The organism is Celeribacter halophilus (assembly GCF_018860305.1).
GTDB classification, from domain to species: Bacteria; Pseudomonadota; Alphaproteobacteria; order Rhodobacterales; family Rhodobacteraceae; genus Celeribacter; species Celeribacter halophilus_A.
In genome coordinates, this window is sequence record NZ_JAHKPE010000031.1 from 374,028 (window position 1) to 390,284 (window position 16,257).

Here is a 16,257-nt window from a genome sequence, read left to right on the forward strand (position 1 = left end):
ATGCAAAGCCTCAATGACCTGAAAATCCTCGACGCCATTGTGCAGTTCCGCTCCATCCGCAAGGCGGCGGAGCACATGTCGCTGACACCCTCCGCGCTCAGTCGCAAAATTCTGGCGCTTGAGGCGCATTTCGGCGTGGACCTGTTTGAACGCACATCCAAGGGCCTGCGCCTCAACCCGTCGGGGCAATATCTCGCGGTTTATGCCCGCAGCCAGCTTGCCGAGATGGAGAAACTGCGCAGCGAATTGCAGGCGATCAAAAAAGCCACCAGCGGCCATGTGCGCATCTGCGCCAGTCAATCGGTGCTGGAAAGTTTCCTTCCCGTGCATCTGGCAAGATTCCAGTTGAAGAACCCGAAAGTGACCGTGGCGATCAACCATTCATCTTCGGCGCGCGCTCTGACGGACCTCCAAGAGTTCCATTCCGACATCGGTCTCTGTCTCAACCTGCCAGACCATGCGGATCTCTCGGTGCTGGGCATGGCCGAACAGGAAATCTTTGCCGTGGTCTCTGCGACGCACCCGCTTGCCAGCGCTGGAGAGGTGAGCCTTGCCGAGATAGCCAAGCACCGTGTTGTCTTGCCACCGCAAGGTTCCGGACTGCGGCTCATGCTGGATCGACAAGCCAATTTGGAGAACGTCTATCTGACCCCCGCCGTCGAGAGCAACACCTACGCCTCCATCGCTGGTGCCTGTCGAAACGGCGGGCTCATCACCTTTGGCCTCTCGCTCTATGAACAGAGTGAAGAAGATGAGGCCAGCAATGTGGTCCTGCTCAGGATCAGGAAAATGAAACCGGCAAATGTCCGGCTGGTTAAGCTGCACGGGCGAACCCTGTCCCCCGCAGCTGCTAAACTTGCCAAGTATCTCACCAAAAAACTGCGCGCCGGTTCCAAACCCGATGCAGACTGACACCTTCGGAACAGCCCAGCCCGCACGGAAACACACGCTCCGAAACGCCTTGAGGAACAGAACATGACAACATGGATTATCTCCGATACGCATTTCGGAGACGGCAGCTTGATCGGTTCCGGCCTCGCTCAAGGAAAAACCGCACGCGGCTTTGAAACCGTGAGCGAGATGAATGAATGCTTGGCGGATAACTGGAATACATGTATTGGCCCTGACGATGAGGTGCTACATCTCGGGGATGTCTGTATCGGAGACGGGTGCGACATGCTCGCACGTCTCAACGGGAAAAAGCACTTGCTCCTCGGCAATCACGACAACCCGTTGTGCCCTGCTCTGGCGCGCACATTCACAACCATTTCGCTCTGGAAGGCTATGGATGATGCGGGAATCGTGTTGACCCATCTGCCCATCGACCTCTCCCTCCGCAGCGGATTGGGAGCACGATTTGACACCAACATCCACGGCCATCTACACAACAAACCCGCACCGACCGCACAGCATCTCTGCGTGAGCGTCGAACAGACAGGCTATGCGCCATTGAACTTCGAAGAAGTCATCGCGGACATCTTACACCGGCGGGAGAAGTGAAGTGGTGCACCTTAGAGGATTCGAACCTCTGGCCTCTGCCTTCGGAGGGCAGCGCTCTATCCAGCTGAGCTAAAGGTGCACTGACCGATGTCTCGGTGGCCCCGTCTATAGGCGATGCTGAAGAGGCGCGCAATCTGTTTTCCGCGCCTCTATGACGGTTTCGGGCCTACCCGAAAAACTCGCGGCAAAGTTCCAGCGCCTCGACCAGACGATCCACCTCTTCGGTGGTGTTATACATGGCAAAGGAGGCGCGGCAGGTGGCGGTGACGCCGAGATGCTCCATCAGGGGCATGGCACAATGGCTGCCAGCACGAACAGCGACACCCTTTTTGTCCAGAACGGTGGAAATATCATGGGGATGTGCCCCTTCCATCGTGAAGGAGAAAATCGCGCCCTTGTCCGCTGTCGTACCCTGCACTGTGAGCCAGTTGAGGTTTTGCAACCGCTCCGCCGCATAGCGGGCCAGCATGGCCTCATGGGCGGCGATGTTCTCCATGCCAATCTTCATGAGGTAATCCAGAGCCACCCCCATGCCGATGGTCTGGACAATCCCCGGTGTGCCCGCTTCGAATTTCAGCGGGGCTTTGGCATAGGTCACGGCATCTTTCGTCACCGTATCGATCATGTCGCCGCCGCCGAGGAAGGGGCGCATCTCCGCCTGACGTTCGGCACGGATATAGATCGCACCGGAGCCGGAGGGGCCGTAGAGCTTGTGGCCGGTGACCGGATAAAAGTCGCAACCGATGTCCTGCACATCGACGGGGCCGTGGACAGAGGCCTGCGAGCCGTCCACCAATGTGGCAATCCCGCGCTCCCGCGCCGCATGACAGATGGTTTTCACATCCACACGCGTGCCGGTCACATTGGACATATGGGTGATGGCCACGAGTTTGGTTTTCGGTCCCATAGCGTCGATCACATCCTGCGGATCAAGCGATCCGTCAGGCGCACAATCAACCCATTTGAGGACAACACCCTGCCGTTCGCGCAGGAAGTTCCACGGCACGATATTGGCGTGATGTTCGAGGACAGAGAGCACAATCTCGTCGCCCGCCTCAAGCCTCGGCGCGGCCCAAGCGTAAGAGACCATGTTGATCCCTTCGGTGGTGCCGGAATTGAAAACAATCTCGTCCTCATGCCCTGCGTTCAGAAACCGTGCAACCTTGGAACGCACGCTTTCATACTTGTCCGTCGCAAGGTTGGAGAGGTAGTGCAAGCCCCTGTGAACATTTGCATATTCATCGGAATAGGCCTTGGTGATCGCATCAATCACCACCTGCGGCTTTTGCGCGGAGGCCCCGTTGTCGAGATAGGTCAGAGGTTGACCGTTGACCTCGCGGGACAGGATCGGAAAGTCGGCGCGGATGGCGTTCACGTCAAACATGTCAAATGTCTTTCTCAGGTTTCTTTCCGGGCGATTTCGGCAAGCAGAACGCCCCAGAAGTAGATCAATGCAGCCAGCGCCAGAACGCCCACCAGCGTGGTGGCGGCACCGGGGCCGACGAAGCCTGCGGTCAGCCCCCACAAGAGCCACAGAGGGGCGGCACAGAGCAGCCCCCAGAACAGCGCCATGCGGGTCTCGAACCCTGTCGCCGGACGTTTGAGCGCACGCAGGACAAAGCCGATCGCCCCCGCAAGGGTGTAAAACACCAAGGGCATGATGAAGAGCCAGCTCAACAGCGTGGCCCCCATAAGCATCTGCACCTCCTGACCGGTCTCGAAGGCCAGACGCGACAGACGCGGCCATTGCGCGACGAAGATCAGCCCGCAGGCCAGCATGAGGGTGACAAGGGCGCTGCCCTCGTTCTCCCCCGCTGCAAGCCTGTGGCGTAGCACCGCGCGCGGGGCGCGGTAACTTTTCGCAATGTCGATAACGACGCCCATCAGCCCGTCATGTCCGGCGGCGGCGTTTCAGCCAGCCTTCAAGACGGTTCAGGATGTCTTCGGCGATGGTCTCGTCCTCGATCTCCTCGATAGCTTCGGCAAGGAAGGCCAGCGTCAGAAGGTCTGTCGCATCGCCTGTCGGCACACCGCGCGAGCGCAGGTAGAACAGCGCCTCCTCGTCGATCGCCCCCACGGTGGAGCCATGCGAACAGGCCACATCATCGGCGTAGATCTCCAACTCCGGCTTGGCAAGGAACTGGCTGTCCTCATCGAGCAAAAGCCCTTGGCTGATCTGATAGCCATCGGTTTTCTGCGCGCCGGCTTTTACAAGGATTTTGCCTTGGAAAATGCCTTTCGCCCCGTTGCGCAGCACCTTTTTGAAGACCTGACGGCTTTCACAGTGCTCGGCGTCATGGGTGATGAACACCGTGTCGTCATGGTGGAAATCACCGTCGCCCATCGCCGCACCGGCCACATGGGCCATCGAGTCGTCGCCCTGAATGTCGATGACCACCTCGTTGCGGGTCAGCACGCCATTGGCGGTCATGGTGAAGCTCTTGAAGAGAGACTCCCGACCGATTGTGGCGAAGACATGGGTGACAGCGCGGCGTTCATGGTCGCGGCCCTGCGCACGGATGTGGTGGAAACCCGCCTTGTCGGCCACTTCGACTTCCATCACCTTGTTGAACCGTGCCGCCGCCGGACCGTTTTCAAGCACGGTCAGATCGGCACCTTCTTCCACGCGGATCACATGGTGCAAAATCGCATCCGAGGTTTCGCTCTTATGCAGATAGACTAGAGACACAGGTTTCGCGACCTTGCCTGTGGCGCGGATCACCACGCCATCGGTGGCAAACGCGGTGTTGAGCGTCGCCAGCGGACGTTCGACCGGATCTTGCGCCTTTTTCTCCTGCACGCCGTACGCGTCTTTCACCCAATGGATGTCACTCGACAGTGCATCGGTGAGGCGCATGATCTCAAGCCCCACGCCTTCAAGCGCGTCAGAGGCCTCGGCATCAAAAACACCATCCACGAAGACCAGCTTGATCCGGTCAAGACCGGAAAACACCGGTGCTTCTGTCGCTGTAAACACCGCAGCAGGTGTCGGCACGTCGGAGATCAACGTGTCAGGACGGGTCCAGCGCCAGTATTCGTCACGCCCCTGCGGCAGGCCCATAGCCAGAAGACGGCTCAAGGCGTCCTGACGCAGCGCATCAGCCCAAGGAGCCCCTGCGGGCAGGCTCATGCCCTCCACACGGGCGCTAGTGGCGTCCAGTTTGCGTTGTTTCAATTCGGCACGTTTCATCAGGCGCCCTCCACCTCGGCCAGAAGATCGGCATATCCGTTATGCTCGACCTCAAGCGCCAACTCGGGACCACCCGTCTTGATGATCCGGCCATTGGACATGATATGCACCACATCCGGTTTGATGTGATCCAGAAGACGCTGGTAGTGGGTGATCACGATGAAAGAGCGTTTGCCGTCGCGCAGCGCGTTCACACCGTCAGAGACAAGTTTCATCGCGTCCACATCAAGACCGGAGTCGGTTTCGTCGAGGATGCAGAGCTTCGGCTCCAGCATCGCCATTTGCAAGATCTCGTTACGCTTCTTCTCACCGCCCGAGAAGCCCACGTTCACCGGACGTTTGAGCATATCGGAATCGATCTTGAGGGACTTGGCTTTGGCGCGGATTTCCTTGAGAAATTCCGTGGAAGACATTTCCTCTTCGCCGCGCGCTTTGCGTTGTGCGTTCACAGCGGTGCGCAGGAAGGTCATGTTGCCCACGCCGGGAATTTCGACCGGATATTGGAAAGCAAGGAACAGACCCGCAGCGGCGCGTTCTTCCGGCTCCATCTCCAGCAGGTTTTCCCCGTCAAGCAGCACCTCGCCCTCGGTCACTTCATAGCCGTCGCGGCCCGACATGACATAGGAGGTCGTCGATTTGCCCGAGCCGTTCGGCCCCATGATGGCATGGACTTCACCCGGCCCGACCTTGAGATCGACGCCTTTGAGGATTTGCTTGTCCTCTTCTTCAAGTTTGACGTGGAGGTTTTTGATTTCCAACATATTATTGTCCTTTCACGGAAAAGGGCCCGCACGGGGATATACCCCCGGCAGGCGCCTGTGCGTTTGTAGATTTGAAAGCGAAGGCGCTTTGATGCGCCGTATCAGATCGGATCAAAGCGGTTTCCGAAAACCCCGTGTCAGAGGAGATCGCGAAAGGCTTTAGATGCCCGAAAAATTCAGAAAGACCAGAAGTCCCGCGCCCAAGGCGACGAGTTTGAGCAGGCCGGATTTGAGCCCCGCCAGCAAAAGGGATCGTGCGCGCGGCATGTCGTCTTGCGCCACGGCCCCGTGACTGACACCGGAGATCCGCTTGCCCTTCGGCGTGTTCACATCCTGAAGCCCCGTGTAGACCGTCGCAAAGGTGTTCTCCCCTCCCGCCTCGATCCGCTTGATCCTGTCGGCAAATTGCGCGTGCTGGTGATGCATCTTGTCCCTGCCTTTCCATCCCCTTGTCGTCAAAGGCAGATTGGTCGGCAAATTGGGAAAGATCATGGCACGGCATGGGCATTCTTGCGCCCAAACCCGCTGACCTTACGTCAGCCAAACGCCGCGCCGCAGACGCGCCGTTCAGATGTGATAGCTGTGCCCGCGAAAATAGAGCGTCTTCGGTTCCGTGGTCGCGGTGACATGTTCGACCCATTGCGCCGAGAACAGACGCGAGAAGGTCTCCGGCATCGCATGGACCATATTGTGCATGGTCATGATGGCGAGCAAAATTCCGGCAAGCTGTGTGCCCATCCGCTTGACGGCGGACAGTGACACGATCTCGCGCAGGAGAAAGGCAATCGAAATGGCAAAGACCACGTCGATCACAAAGTCCATATCCCCTGTGGCCTGAAGCTCCGCGCCGGAAATCTGATAGCGCAAGACCCGTGCGATCATCGCCGCAAGCCCGCCCATAGCGAAGGCCATCACATAGGAGACGACCCGTGTGATCTTCAGATGCGGTTCCTCGTAGCGACCACGATGCACGCCCTCTGCGCGATGCCGTTCGAGGATCTCGGCGAGCCTCTGGTTGCGTGCGTGTGTGCGTGTCTGCGCGGGTCCGACCACGTCGATCCCTTTGCGCGACCTCCGTGAGGCGCGATGCATACGGCTTACAAAATCCTGGCTCTGATCCATGCCAATACCCGTTAAAACACTTTGTAAGCATTCCGTTTACCAAGGAAACATGGCAAAAATCGGGCAGGTTCTGCGTGGAGGGGACGGCGAACATCATTATGCTTTCCCCTGAAACGCTTTGAGCAGGCTGTAGAGCTTGTCCGCAGGCAATGTGGTGACCGGTTCCAGATCGAACTGCGCCATCCGTCCGTGGAAAGCGGTCGGGGTCACAAATTCCGTCATCAACCCGTATTTGTCCTCGCGGCCCACAAAATCGTCGACCAGAACCCGCGTAGGGCGTGTGATCGACGTCATCGTGGCGAAGAAACAGCCCGTGCGGAACCGCCCGTCAATCAACACCAGATCAGGGGATTTGAGGTCTTCACGCTGCCAGACGCCAAAGCAATAATCCGGATAGCGGAACCATTTGCCATTGCCCTTGGGCCATGACCATTCTCCCGTCTCGCCAATATCCGCATGGATCAGATGCAGATCGGCCTTGGGCGGATGGCTGTCAAAATGCGCCTGCATGGCCTTGTGCCACGCCTTGTCGCCTTCAACGGAATACAGCGTCTTGCCCGCCTGCGCCGCCCCGTATGCGGTCGAGCCGCCGGAGCCATATTCCACGATCACATCCGCCGCATCATATTGCGCGCACAGAAACGCCCTGACCTCCGCGGGGAAGGTCAGTTCAGGCCCCTGAGAGCCAAAAGCGATATGTGCGTCTTGCAAGGTCATGTCAGCCGGAATAGCTCACGAGTTTGATCAGCGCGGAAAGCACCAGCGCCGCAACAGAAGCGAGAAAGGACGTCGCCGCGACAGAGTTCATGATCAACCCTTCCCGCTTGCCCGCCTTCACACGCATCAGAAGACCGATGAACACGCCGATAAAGACACCAAGGCCGATACCGGCGGAACTGGCGAGAAACATGGGGAAGAGATCGAAACGCATCTGCTTACTCCACCGTCACAGCGGTGCCGGAGGCCGACACCATAAGCATCTGGCCGATCACCTCGTAATCCAGATCAATCCCCACGACCGCATTCGCGCCCATGGCCCGCGCCTTGTCCTGCATCTCGCTGAGCGCCGTGTCCCGCCCTTCGGCGAGTTTCGACTCATAGGCGTTGGAGCGCCCGCCGATGATGTCGGTCACCTGCGCAAAGAGATCGCGCACGATATTGGCACCCATAATGGCCTCGCCGGTGACGATGCCATGATAGGTGGTGATTTTATGCCCTTCGACCGAAGGCGTGGTGGTGGTGATCATCGTTTGATCTCCTTTGCCTTTCCAAGGACCGGCCATCAGCCAACCGACCCTTCCAGAGAAATCGCCACAAGCTGCTGCGCTTCCATAGCGAATTCCATCGGCAGGGCTTGCAGCACCTCCTTGGCAAAGCCGTTGACGATCAGCGCCACGGCCTCTTCCTCGTCCATGCCACGCTGGCGACAGTAGAACATTTGCTCGTCATCCACTTTCGAAGTGGTGGCCTCATGTTCCACACGCGAGGAATTGTTCTTCACCTCGATGTAAGGCACCGTATGCGCCCCGCATTTGTCGCCGATCAGCAAGCTGTCGCATTGCGTATAGTTGCGCGAGTTTTTCGCCTTCGGGTGCATGGAGACCTGACCGCGATAGGTGTTCTGCGCCACGCCAGCCGAGATACCTTTGGAGACGATCCGCGAACGGGTGTTCTTGCCCAGATGGATCATCTTCGTGCCGGTATCGGCCTGCTGGTGGTGGTTGGTGATAGCGATGGAATAGAATTCACCCTGACTGTCATCCCCGCGCAGGATGCAGGACGGGTATTTCCACGTCACGCTTGAGCCGGTTTCCACCTGCGTCCACATCACCTTGGAGCGGTCACCGCGACAATCGGCGCGTTTGGTGACAAAGTTGTAGATGCCACCCTTGCCCTCTTCGTCACCGGGGAACCAGTTTTGCACCGTGGAATATTTCACCTCGGCGTCTTCCTCGATCACGATCTCGACGACTGCGGCGTGAAGCTGGGCCACGTCACGTTGCGGCGCGGTGCAGCCTTCGAGGTAGGAGACATAGGACCCCTTGTCCGCGATGATCAGCGTGCGCTCGAACTGGCCGGTGTTCTCCGCATTGATACGGAAATAGGTGGACAATTCCATCGGGCAACGCGTGTTCGGCGGAATGTAGACGAACGACCCGTCGGAAAACACCGCCGAGTTGAGCGTCGCATAATAATTGTCAGAGACCGGCACCACGGAGGCGAGGTATTTCTTCACAAGTTCGGGATGCTCTTTGATCGCTTCCGAGATCGAACAGAAAATAACGCCGGCCTTTTCCAGCTCAGCCTTGAAGGTCGTGCCGACAGAGACGGAGTCAAACACCGCATCAACCGCCACCTTGCGCTCGGAATTGTCCCCGTCCGCAGGCACCTCGCCCGCGCCTTCGACACCGGCAAGGATCATCTGCTCTTTCAGCGAAATGCCGAGCTTTTCATAGGTCGCCAGAAGTTTCGGATCCACCTCGTCCAGAGACTTGGGCTTTTCTTCCATGCTCTTCGGACGCGCATAGTAATACTGGTCCTGAAAATCGATCTCGGGATAATCGATCATCGCCCAGTCGGGCTCTTCCATTGTGACCCAGCGGCGATAGGCCTCCAGACGCCATTCCAGCATCCATTCCGGCTCTCCGTTCTTGGCGGAAATCAGACGCACGATATCTTCGGACAGGCCTTTGGGCGCGTAGTCCATCTCGATTTCCGTGTCCCAGCCGTATTTATACTTGCCAGCCAGTGCCTGAACGGCGGCAACGGTTTCTTCCTCGACGCCTTCCTTGACCTGATCTTTCAACTGTACGTCATCCACCATGGGATCACTCCTTACCGTAGTCTTGGAGGCTCGCGCCCCTCATGTGCGTTGCGGGGCCCGTTTGGCCCTCATCTTATGCTGCGCGTTTCTTCCACCGCGCATGTGCGGACAGCCAAGCCGTGGCGAACCGCTCCAATTCTTCTTTCGTCACCTCGGGGCCGATCGACACCCGAAGCGCACTTGCCGCCTCGTCTTCGGCATATCCCATCGCGGTCAGCACTTTCGAGGCCCTGACCTTACCCGAGGAACAGGCCGAGCCCGCAGAGACCGCGAACCCCGCAAGGTCCATCTGCATCACCTGTGTCTCGCCCTTCCAGCCGGGCGTGATCAGGCTCGTCGTATTGGGCAAACGTTTTTCACCCTTCCCCACAAAGATGGGGTCTTCGATCTCGTTGGCAATCAGGGATTCGAGATAATCGCGTTTTTGTGCAACCTCGTCCCAAAGCCCGTCCGCCAGACGTTTCGCCGCCATCTCGGCGGCCGCGCCGAACCCCGCGATGCAGATCAGGTTCTCGGTGCCACTTCTGCGCCCCATCTCCTGACCACCACCCTTGATACCGGCCTCGACATCCAGCCCCTGCTTGAGCACCAAAGCGCCCACGCCTTTCGGCCCGCCCAGCTTGTGCGCCGACACGAGCGCCATATCGCAGCCCAACCAGTTGAACGCCAGCGGGATTTTCCCGAACCCTTGCGTCGCGTCACAGACCGCCAGCCCTTCGGGCAGGTCTTGCAGAATTCCGGTCTCCGAATTGGCCAACTGAAGCGCGCTGTTTTGCGGCTCCGCAACCGTCACCCGCCCCGCACGATCCACAGGCAAATCGACAGCACACCATGACGACACGGCCTCATGCTCGATCTGTGCACAGTGCAATCCACGCCCCGACAGCGCCAAAGCCGCCGCCTCGGTCGCGCCGGAGGTAAAGACAATATCCGCACCCTGCGCCCCGAAAGCCTCGGCCACCTGCGCCCGTGCGCGCTCCATCAACCCTTTCGCCGCACGGCCCTCGCCATGCACCGAAGACGGATTCCCGACCACGTCCATCGCCGCAATCATCGCCTCTCGCGCAGCCTGACACAGCGGCGCGGTGGCGTTCCAGTCGAGATATATGCGGGAGGTATTCACGGGATGTCCTTTGCTGTTCAAATGCTCAAAAAGAGCGGATCACTCGTCATCCACAACGGCGAAAATGTTCGGCACCGCCGGACAGGGCCGCAATTCGTTCTTCACCACATCCGACAGGCGGGTCTGATGCAGGAACACATAGACATGCGCGGAAAGACCTTCCCACAGGCGGTTGGTCATGCTCTGCGCCCGCGAACCGGAAATCCCGCCGGATGCGCCCGCGCCCGTGTGCATGGCTGACACCGTCTCGTCCACAGCCTCCATAATGTCGGAAACCCGAATCTCGGAGGCAGGTTTGGCAAGCTTGTAACCGCCCCCCGGTCCCCGCACGGACGACACCAGTTCGGCACGACGCAATTTGACAAAAAGCTGTTCGAGATAGGGCAGCGAAATATCCTGCCGCTTGGCAATATCGGCCAAAGACAACAGGCTTCCTTCCTTTTGCAGCGCCAGATCAGCCAGCGCCACCATGGCGTAACGCCCTTTAGTAGACAGTTTCATCTGCGTTCTCCTTTGCGGCTTCCGGCAAACCACCGGCCAAACCACGCGCTTTTCGACACTTCGCCCCTGCCCTTACAGTGCTTTGCGTGATTCCGTCACCGGAACACAGAAAAACAAACGCAAAAACATTGACGTGCGCACGCGGGAGCCTTACCTCCATACCACACGCGTCGGCCTTGAGTTCGGTCAATTTAGAACGTTTCTAAATTAGGCGAGAGAATTCGTCAACTATAAAGGCCATCCGCGATCATATGAATGCAGACCGCTTTTCACAGGGGCCTGCCAGACAAAGACCGCCGCGACCTATAGCCCTACAGGGTCGCTGCGACATGAGGAGACAGGGACGACTATGCCCGAAGTGATTTTTCCCGGCCCCGAGGGTCGGCTCGAAGGCCGCTACCATCCGCAGCCGAAAAAAGACGCCCCCATCGCCATTATTCTTCATCCTCACCCGCAATTCGGCGGCACGATGAACAACCGCGTGGTCTATAACCTGCACTATGCCTTCCACAACATGGGCTTCACCGTGCTGCGGTTCAATTTCCGTGGCGTGGGCCGCTCTCAGGGCGAATACGACCAAGGCGTCGGCGAATTGTCGGATGCAGCCTCCGCGCTGGATTATCTCCAGTCGCTGAACCCGAATGCGAAACATTGCTGGGTTGCGGGCTTCTCCTTTGGCGCGTGGATCGGCATGCAACTGCTGATGCGCCGTCCGGAGATCACCGGCTTCATCTCGGTCGCACCGCCGGCCAATATGTATGACTTCTCCTTCCTTGCACCCTGCCCCTCTTCGGGGCTGATCATCAACGGCACCGCCGACCGTGTCGCGCCGCCGAAGGACACCCATACGCTTGTGAACAAACTGCACGAGCAAAAGGGGATCACCATCACCCATCAGGAAATCGAAGGTGCGGGACACTTCTTCGAAGACCCTTATATGGAAGAGATGATCGGCTCGGTCGACCAGTATGTCCGCCGTCGCCTGACCGAAACGACACGATAAACCAGGGAGCGCCGCCTCATGGGGATCATGGAAGATCTCGCCGACGATCTGGCGAAAGAAACCATCGCAGCGCTGGACATCGTCGGCAGCGAGGAATTGATTCAGGACGTGGCCCGCGTGATCGGGGCCTCTTCCGTCACCACGCAGGAAGCCTTCCTCACCGCCGCCCGCGTGCGCCTTTCCGAGGCGCGCGCAAGAGAATACCTGCGAAAACGCATTGCCGAAGCCAAAGCCGGACAGGCGGCCTCCGCCCCGCCACCCGGCTCCGAAGATGACATAGAATACTGAGCCCATGCCAAAAGATACCGCCTCCCCCCGCCTTGACGCCCAATATGCCTTCCTGATGGAGGCGGACCGGCTCAAGACGGTGGAGCGCGCCAATCAGCTCATGGATCGCTCGCGGTTCGAAAACTCCGCCGAACATAGCTGGCACGCCTGTCTTCTGGCGTTTCTGATGGCCCCTCTGGCCTCTGAAGGCACCGATCTCGACCGCGCCATCGAAATGCTCATGCTCCATGATATCGTCGAAGTGGACGCGGGCGACCACCCGATCCATATCCTCTACGACACCGAGGACATTGCCGCGCGCGAAGCCGCAGCCGCAGAGCGCATCTACGGCCTTCTGCCCGAAGACCTCGCCACACGGTTCCGCGCCACATGGGACGAATTCGAGGCGATGGAAACAGAGACCGCACGTTTTGCCAAAGCGGTCGACTACCTCGCCCCCGCCCTGCAAAGCATCGGCGCGCCCGTACAGCTTGAGGAAGAACGTGAAATCGTCGCTGGCAACCTGCGCCGTGGCCGCGCGGTGAAGACCAAAGACATCCTGCCGGACCTGTTCGACTTCACCAAAGCCGCTTTCGCAGGCGAAATGCCGCAAGGCGATCTGGCCAGACGCTTTGCCTTCTGGTGCGAGGCGGACCGGCTCAAATCGGTCTACCGTGCCACCCCGATCGCCGATGGCTCGCGCAAGGAAAACACCGGCGAACACAGCTGGCACATCATGCTCTACGCCCTGACACTGGCCGACCACGCTGGCGCCGATGTCGATCTGTCTCTGGCGATCAAAATGCTTCTGCTGCATGACATTGTCGAAGTGGACGCAGGCGACACGCCCATTCACGGCGCCGTCACACCCGAAGCCATGAAAGCGCAGGAAGACGCCGAACAACGCGCGGCAGACCGGCTTTTCGGACTTTTGCCCGATGCTCAGGCGCGAAGCTTCCGTGCAATCTGGGACGAATTCGAAGCCGCCCAAACCCCGACCGCCATCTATGCCAAATCCATCGACCGCTGCCAGCCTGTGCTGCACAACCTCGCCGATGATGGCGGTTCATGGCGCACCTATGATGTGAAACTGCACCAACTCGACAGCCGGATCGGCGTCAAGATCGCACGCGGCTGTCCGGCCCTCTGGCCTTATATCCGCGCCAAATGCGAACCGTGGTTCACCATGCGCGGCGCTCTTTAAGTGTTTCAACAGCCAAGGAAACCCCGCGTTTCCCGCCAGTGGTCGCGGCGTCTCCTTTGCTGCCATAAATACTCAAAATCCGTAAATGCCCGCGAATTTTTCTTCGAGATAGTCGAGAAGCGGCGCTTCTGAGGGTTCAAAGCCACAGGCATGCACAATCGTGTCACGCGGCTCTCTGAGCCCGCCGAACTGTTGCAGGTTGTCCTTGAGCCAACTGGTCGCGGCCGATGTGTCACCCTTGGCCAGTTGCGCATCCAGATCGGAAACCTCGGCACGCAGCGCCTTGTGCAGGCATCCGGCATAGACATTGCCCAAGGAATAGGTCGGGAAATAACCGAAAAGCCCCACGGGCCAGTGCACATCCTGAAGGCAGCCGTTGGAGACCTTGTCCACCTTGACGCCGAAATCCGCTTCGAACCGGCTGTCCCATGCTTCGGGCAGATCGTCGATGTCCAAAGACCCGCCGATGATCTGGCGCTCCAGATCGAAGCGCAACAGCACATGCAGGTTATACTGCACCTCGTCGCTCTCGGTGCGGATATAGCCCGGAGTCAGGCGGTTGACCGCAGCGTAGAAGTCTTCGGCACTGTTCACGCCGATCTCGCCGAAGGTCTCGCGCATCTCCCCGTAGAGATATTCGGTGAAGGCGCGCGAGCGGCCAAGCTGGTTCTCGTAAATCCGCGACTGGCTCTCATGCACGCCCATGGAGACGCCCTCGCCCAGAGGCGTCAACAGGTAGTCGCGGGAGATGTTCTGCTCGTAGCACGCATGCCCCGTCTCGTGGATCGTCGAGTAGATCGAATTAAGCGGGTCTTCAGGGTTGGTGCGGGTGGTGATCCGCACATCAAGGCCCGAGCCGCTTGAGAACGGGTGTACCGCCTTGTCGATCCGGCCATAGGCGAAATCATAGCCGAAGGCGGCGGCGAGCCCCTCGGTCAGGACCATTTGCTTGGCCTCGTCATAGGTACCGGAGAGGCCCTTGGGCTGATCGGCTCCCATGATCTTGTCCCGCAGCGCCACAAGTCGCGGGCGTAGCGCACCGAACATGGCATCAAGCTGTGCACCTGTGGAGCCGGGCTCGTAATCCTGATGCAGCGCGTCCCAGAGGTCGTAATCCGTGCCCTCTTTCAAGGCCGCCGCTTCTTCGCGGCGCAGGCGGACGACCTCTTTGAAGGTCGGTGCGAAATGCGCGAAATCATCGCGGGCACGGGCCTCTGCCCAGATGCCTTGAGCCACAGAGGTCACCTTGGCCAGTTCGGCCGCGAGGCGCGCGGGCACTTTCGTGTTGCGCTCATAGGAGCGCCGGATATGGCGCAGTTGCGCGCGGGAGACCTCATCCAATGCCTCCGCATCAATCTGCTCCAGCCAGCCCCCGATCCTCGCGTCGGTCTTGCGGGCGTGTAGCACTGATTCCAGCGCGGCAAATTCCTCCCCGCGCTGCTCGGCCGCACCGCGCGGCATCATGGTTTCCTGATCCCAGTTGAGACGCCCCATAATGGCGCCGAGCGCCTCGGTCTCGCGGGTGAACATCATCAGATCATCAAATGCAGACATCACAGGCCCTCCCGGACCGATTGGGTTTTCGGAAACTGGCTCAGGAAGCGGGCGCGGGAAATGGCGACAAAGAGCGCAACAGCCCCAAGCTGGTGCGCAAGCCCCAGTGCCAGAGGGGCACCGTGGAGCACAGTGACAATGCCCAGAACCACTTGCAAAAAGAGCAAGGCCCCCATCAGGTTAAACGCACCCGCCGTGGCCTTGTTGGCCGATTTGCGCCCCTTGAGCCATGTCACAACACCGAACGCAAACAGAAGATAACCGGCAACGCGGTGGATAAATTGCACCAAAGCGGGGTTTTCAAAGAAGTTGCGCCACAGAGGGTCGATGTAGAACGGATCTGGCGGCAACACCTGCCCGCCCATCAGCGGCCAGTCGGTATAGCCGCGTCCGGCATCAATCCCCGCCACCAAAGCACCCAGCAGGATTTGCAGAAAGGCGAAATGCAGCATTCCCGTGGACATGCTGAACAGTTTCGCATCCTTGTTGCGACGCGCTTGCAGCAGCTCCGCCTCGGAACGGCCCAAGAGGAACACATACCAAGCGATAAAGCCCAGAATGACAAAGGCCAGCCCCAGATGGGTCGCCAGACGATAGGAGGCCACATCAAGCCGCTCTCCCACAAGCCCCGATGACACCATCCACCAGCCGATCGCGCCCTGAAGCCCGCCCAGCACGCCGATAAAAAGCAGGCGCTTGTGCCAACCGGTCGGCACTTTTCTGGCCAGCGCAAACCCTGCGTAGCCCAAAGCCCAGACCATACCAATCACGCGGCCCAACTGGCGATGGCCCCATTCCCACCAGTAGATGGATTTGAATTCCGAAAGGCTCATGCCTTCATTCTGCAAGACATATTCGGGGATCTGCTGGTATTTCTCGAATTCCGCGACCCAAGCGGCCTCGTTCATCGGCGGCACAGCGCCCGTGACGGGTTTCCATTCGGTGATCGACAGACCGCTGTCCGTCAAACGTGTCAGCCCGCCCACGGCGATCATGGTCATGACCAGTGCGAAAATCACCACAAGCCAGGCACGGATGCCTTTGCGTGCGCCTTTTCTGCCCTTTTCGATCAGCCCGCCTTTGGGTGCGGGTTTGGACACCTCGTTTGTGCCCACCTCTTCGAAAATGCTGCGTTTTTGCGCCATCTGCCGCCCCTTCGTTGCCATCGCGCTGAAACCTAGGCAGGCAAAGCGGCAAGGGCAAGCCGG

Annotated in this window: 19 protein-coding genes and 1 tRNA gene; 5 read left to right on the forward strand and 15 right to left on the reverse strand. The window is 59.2% G+C overall.

Annotation, left to right across the window (positions count from 1 at the left end; all coding sequences use genetic code 11):
- Both KO492_RS13630 and KO492_RS13635 read left to right on the forward strand, forming a co-directional pair.
- Window positions 1–912 (forward strand): LysR family transcriptional regulator, encoded by a 912-nt coding sequence (locus KO492_RS13630; RefSeq protein WP_216045459.1) that lies wholly within the window; start codon window positions 1–3, stop codon window positions 910–912.
- 63 nt (window positions 913–975) lie between these two features.
- On the forward strand, window positions 976–1,500 hold the full coding sequence (locus KO492_RS13635; RefSeq protein WP_216045460.1) for a metallophosphoesterase: 525 nt from the start codon (window positions 976–978) through the stop codon (window positions 1,498–1,500).
- Window positions 1,501–1,502: 2 nt separating this feature from the next.
- Here KO492_RS13635 and KO492_RS13640 read toward each other — a convergent pair.
- The 13 genes from KO492_RS13640 to KO492_RS13700 form a co-directional block, all read right to left on the reverse strand.
- Window positions 1,503–1,579, reverse strand: a tRNA-Arg gene (locus KO492_RS13640).
- Window positions 1,580–1,666: 87 nt separating this feature from the next.
- On the reverse strand, window positions 1,667–2,884 hold the full coding sequence (locus KO492_RS13645) for a cysteine desulfurase (RefSeq protein ID WP_216045461.1): 1,218 nt from the start codon (window positions 2,882–2,884) through the stop codon (window positions 1,667–1,669).
- A gap of 14 nt (window positions 2,885–2,898) precedes the next feature.
- A complete protein-coding gene (locus tag KO492_RS13650) occupies window positions 2,899–3,384 on the reverse strand; it encodes a YIP1 family protein (RefSeq protein ID WP_216045462.1) in 486 nt (161 codons plus the stop codon).
- 7 nt (window positions 3,385–3,391) lie between these two features.
- Window positions 3,392–4,690, reverse strand: coding sequence for a Fe-S cluster assembly protein SufD (gene sufD, locus KO492_RS13655; protein WP_216045463.1), 1,299 nt, complete (start codon window positions 4,688–4,690; stop codon window positions 3,392–3,394).
- Window positions 4,690–5,451 carry a Fe-S cluster assembly ATPase SufC gene (sufC, locus tag KO492_RS13660; RefSeq protein ID WP_066607697.1) on the reverse strand — a complete coding sequence of 254 codons (762 nt, stop codon included), beginning with the start codon at window positions 5,449–5,451 and terminating at the stop codon, window positions 4,690–4,692. Before sufC ends, sufD begins: the two co-directional genes overlap by 1 nt.
- Window positions 5,452–5,610: 159 nt before the next feature.
- Window positions 5,611–5,877 carry a hypothetical protein gene (locus KO492_RS13665; RefSeq protein WP_216045464.1) on the reverse strand — a complete coding sequence of 89 codons (267 nt, stop codon included), beginning with the start codon at window positions 5,875–5,877 and terminating at the stop codon, window positions 5,611–5,613.
- 141 nt (window positions 5,878–6,018) lie between these two features.
- Entirely contained in the window at window positions 6,019–6,573 is a 555-nt protein-coding gene (locus KO492_RS13670; protein ID WP_066607693.1) for a hypothetical protein, read from the reverse strand.
- A gap of 96 nt (window positions 6,574–6,669) precedes the next feature.
- A complete protein-coding gene (locus KO492_RS13675; RefSeq protein ID WP_216045465.1) occupies window positions 6,670–7,290 on the reverse strand; it encodes a hypothetical protein in 621 nt (206 codons plus the stop codon).
- A 1-nt stretch (window position 7,291) separates the two neighbouring features.
- On the reverse strand, window positions 7,292–7,504 hold the full coding sequence (locus KO492_RS13680) for a hypothetical protein (protein ID WP_216045466.1): 213 nt from the start codon (window positions 7,502–7,504) through the stop codon (window positions 7,292–7,294).
- A 4-nt stretch (window positions 7,505–7,508) separates the two neighbouring features.
- Entirely contained in the window at window positions 7,509–7,820 is a 312-nt protein-coding gene (locus KO492_RS13685; protein WP_216045467.1) for a heavy metal-binding domain-containing protein, read from the reverse strand.
- A gap of 35 nt (window positions 7,821–7,855) precedes the next feature.
- Window positions 7,856–9,397: a Fe-S cluster assembly protein SufB gene (gene sufB / locus KO492_RS13690; RefSeq protein WP_216045468.1), complete on the reverse strand. Its 1,542-nt coding sequence runs from the start codon at window positions 9,395–9,397 to the stop codon at window positions 7,856–7,858.
- A 73-nt stretch (window positions 9,398–9,470) separates the two neighbouring features.
- Window positions 9,471–10,520 carry a cysteine desulfurase family protein gene (locus KO492_RS13695; RefSeq protein WP_216045469.1) on the reverse strand — a complete coding sequence of 350 codons (1,050 nt, stop codon included), beginning with the start codon at window positions 10,518–10,520 and terminating at the stop codon, window positions 9,471–9,473.
- A 39-nt stretch (window positions 10,521–10,559) separates the two neighbouring features.
- Window positions 10,560–11,021 (reverse strand): Rrf2 family transcriptional regulator, encoded by a 462-nt coding sequence (locus KO492_RS13700; protein ID WP_066607682.1) that lies wholly within the window; start codon window positions 11,019–11,021, stop codon window positions 10,560–10,562.
- Between the two features lie 349 nt (window positions 11,022–11,370).
- On the opposite strand from KO492_RS13700, the gene KO492_RS13705 reads away from it, so the two are divergent.
- The 3 genes from KO492_RS13705 to KO492_RS13715 are packed head-to-tail and all read left to right on the forward strand — an operon-like array spanning window position 11,371 to window position 13,495.
- Window positions 11,371–12,024, forward strand: a complete 654-nt coding sequence (locus tag KO492_RS13705) for an alpha/beta hydrolase (protein ID WP_216045470.1) — start codon at window positions 11,371–11,373, stop codon at window positions 12,022–12,024.
- 18 nt (window positions 12,025–12,042) lie between these two features.
- The gene (locus KO492_RS13710) at window positions 12,043–12,312 is read left to right on the forward strand and encodes a hypothetical protein (RefSeq protein WP_066607676.1); all 270 of its coding nucleotides are present in this window, start codon (window positions 12,043–12,045) and stop codon (window positions 12,310–12,312) included.
- A gap of 4 nt (window positions 12,313–12,316) precedes the next feature.
- On the forward strand, window positions 12,317–13,495 hold the full coding sequence (locus KO492_RS13715; protein WP_216045471.1) for an HD domain-containing protein: 1,179 nt from the start codon (window positions 12,317–12,319) through the stop codon (window positions 13,493–13,495).
- Window positions 13,496–13,567: 72 nt separating this feature from the next.
- Here the strand turns inward: KO492_RS13715 and KO492_RS13720 are convergent, their stop codons facing one another.
- Complete coding sequence (locus KO492_RS13720) at window positions 13,568–15,049, reverse strand: carboxypeptidase M32 (protein ID WP_216045472.1); 1,482 nt, start codon at window positions 15,047–15,049, stop codon at window positions 13,568–13,570.
- A complete protein-coding gene (ctaA, locus tag KO492_RS13725; protein WP_216045473.1) occupies window positions 15,049–16,194 on the reverse strand; it encodes a heme A synthase in 1,146 nt (381 codons plus the stop codon). The genes KO492_RS13720 and ctaA overlap by 1 nt, the downstream gene beginning before the upstream one ends.
- Window positions 16,195–16,257: the final 63 nt, after the last annotated feature.

Excerpts from the sequence above, each read along its gene's own strand:
- KO492_RS13720 (WP_216045472.1), bottom strand. The coding sequence starts at position 15,049 with ATGTCTGCATTTGATGATCTGATGATGTTCACCCGCGAGACCGAGGCG.
- sufC (WP_066607697.1), bottom strand. The coding sequence starts at position 5,451 with ATGTTGGAAATCAAAAACCTCCACGTCAAACTTGAAGAAGAGGACAAG.
- KO492_RS13650 (WP_216045462.1), bottom strand. The coding sequence starts at position 3,384 with ATGGGCGTCGTTATCGACATTGCGAAAAGTTACCGCGCCCCGCGCGCG.
- KO492_RS13670 (WP_066607693.1), bottom strand. The coding sequence starts at position 6,573 with ATGGATCAGAGCCAGGATTTTGTAAGCCGTATGCATCGCGCCTCACGG.
- sufB (WP_216045468.1), bottom strand. The coding sequence starts at position 9,397 with ATGGTGGATGACGTACAGTTGAAAGATCAGGTCAAGGAAGGCGTCGAG.
- KO492_RS13675 (WP_216045465.1), bottom strand. The coding sequence starts at position 7,290 with ATGACCTTGCAAGACGCACATATCGCTTTTGGCTCTCAGGGGCCTGAA.
- KO492_RS13630 (WP_216045459.1), top strand. The coding sequence starts at position 1 with ATGCAAAGCCTCAATGACCTGAAAATCCTCGACGCCATTGTGCAGTTC.
- KO492_RS13710 (WP_066607676.1), top strand. The coding sequence starts at position 12,043 with ATGGGGATCATGGAAGATCTCGCCGACGATCTGGCGAAAGAAACCATC.
- sufD (WP_216045463.1), bottom strand. The coding sequence starts at position 4,690 with ATGAAACGTGCCGAATTGAAACAACGCAAACTGGACGCCACTAGCGCC.
- KO492_RS13665 (WP_216045464.1), bottom strand. The coding sequence starts at position 5,877 with ATGCATCACCAGCACGCGCAATTTGCCGACAGGATCAAGCGGATCGAG.
- KO492_RS13685 (WP_216045467.1), bottom strand. The coding sequence starts at position 7,820 with ATGATCACCACCACCACGCCTTCGGTCGAAGGGCATAAAATCACCACC.
- KO492_RS13635 (WP_216045460.1), top strand. The coding sequence starts at position 976 with ATGACAACATGGATTATCTCCGATACGCATTTCGGAGACGGCAGCTTG.
- KO492_RS13680 (WP_216045466.1), bottom strand. The coding sequence starts at position 7,504 with ATGCGTTTCGATCTCTTCCCCATGTTTCTCGCCAGTTCCGCCGGTATC.
- KO492_RS13700 (WP_066607682.1), bottom strand. The coding sequence starts at position 11,021 with ATGAAACTGTCTACTAAAGGGCGTTACGCCATGGTGGCGCTGGCTGAT.
- KO492_RS13645 (WP_216045461.1), bottom strand. The coding sequence starts at position 2,884 with ATGTTTGACGTGAACGCCATCCGCGCCGACTTTCCGATCCTGTCCCGC.
- KO492_RS13705 (WP_216045470.1), top strand. The coding sequence starts at position 11,371 with ATGCCCGAAGTGATTTTTCCCGGCCCCGAGGGTCGGCTCGAAGGCCGC.
- ctaA (WP_216045473.1), bottom strand. The coding sequence starts at position 16,194 with ATGGCGCAAAAACGCAGCATTTTCGAAGAGGTGGGCACAAACGAGGTG.
- KO492_RS13715 (WP_216045471.1), top strand. The coding sequence starts at position 12,317 with ATGCCAAAAGATACCGCCTCCCCCCGCCTTGACGCCCAATATGCCTTC.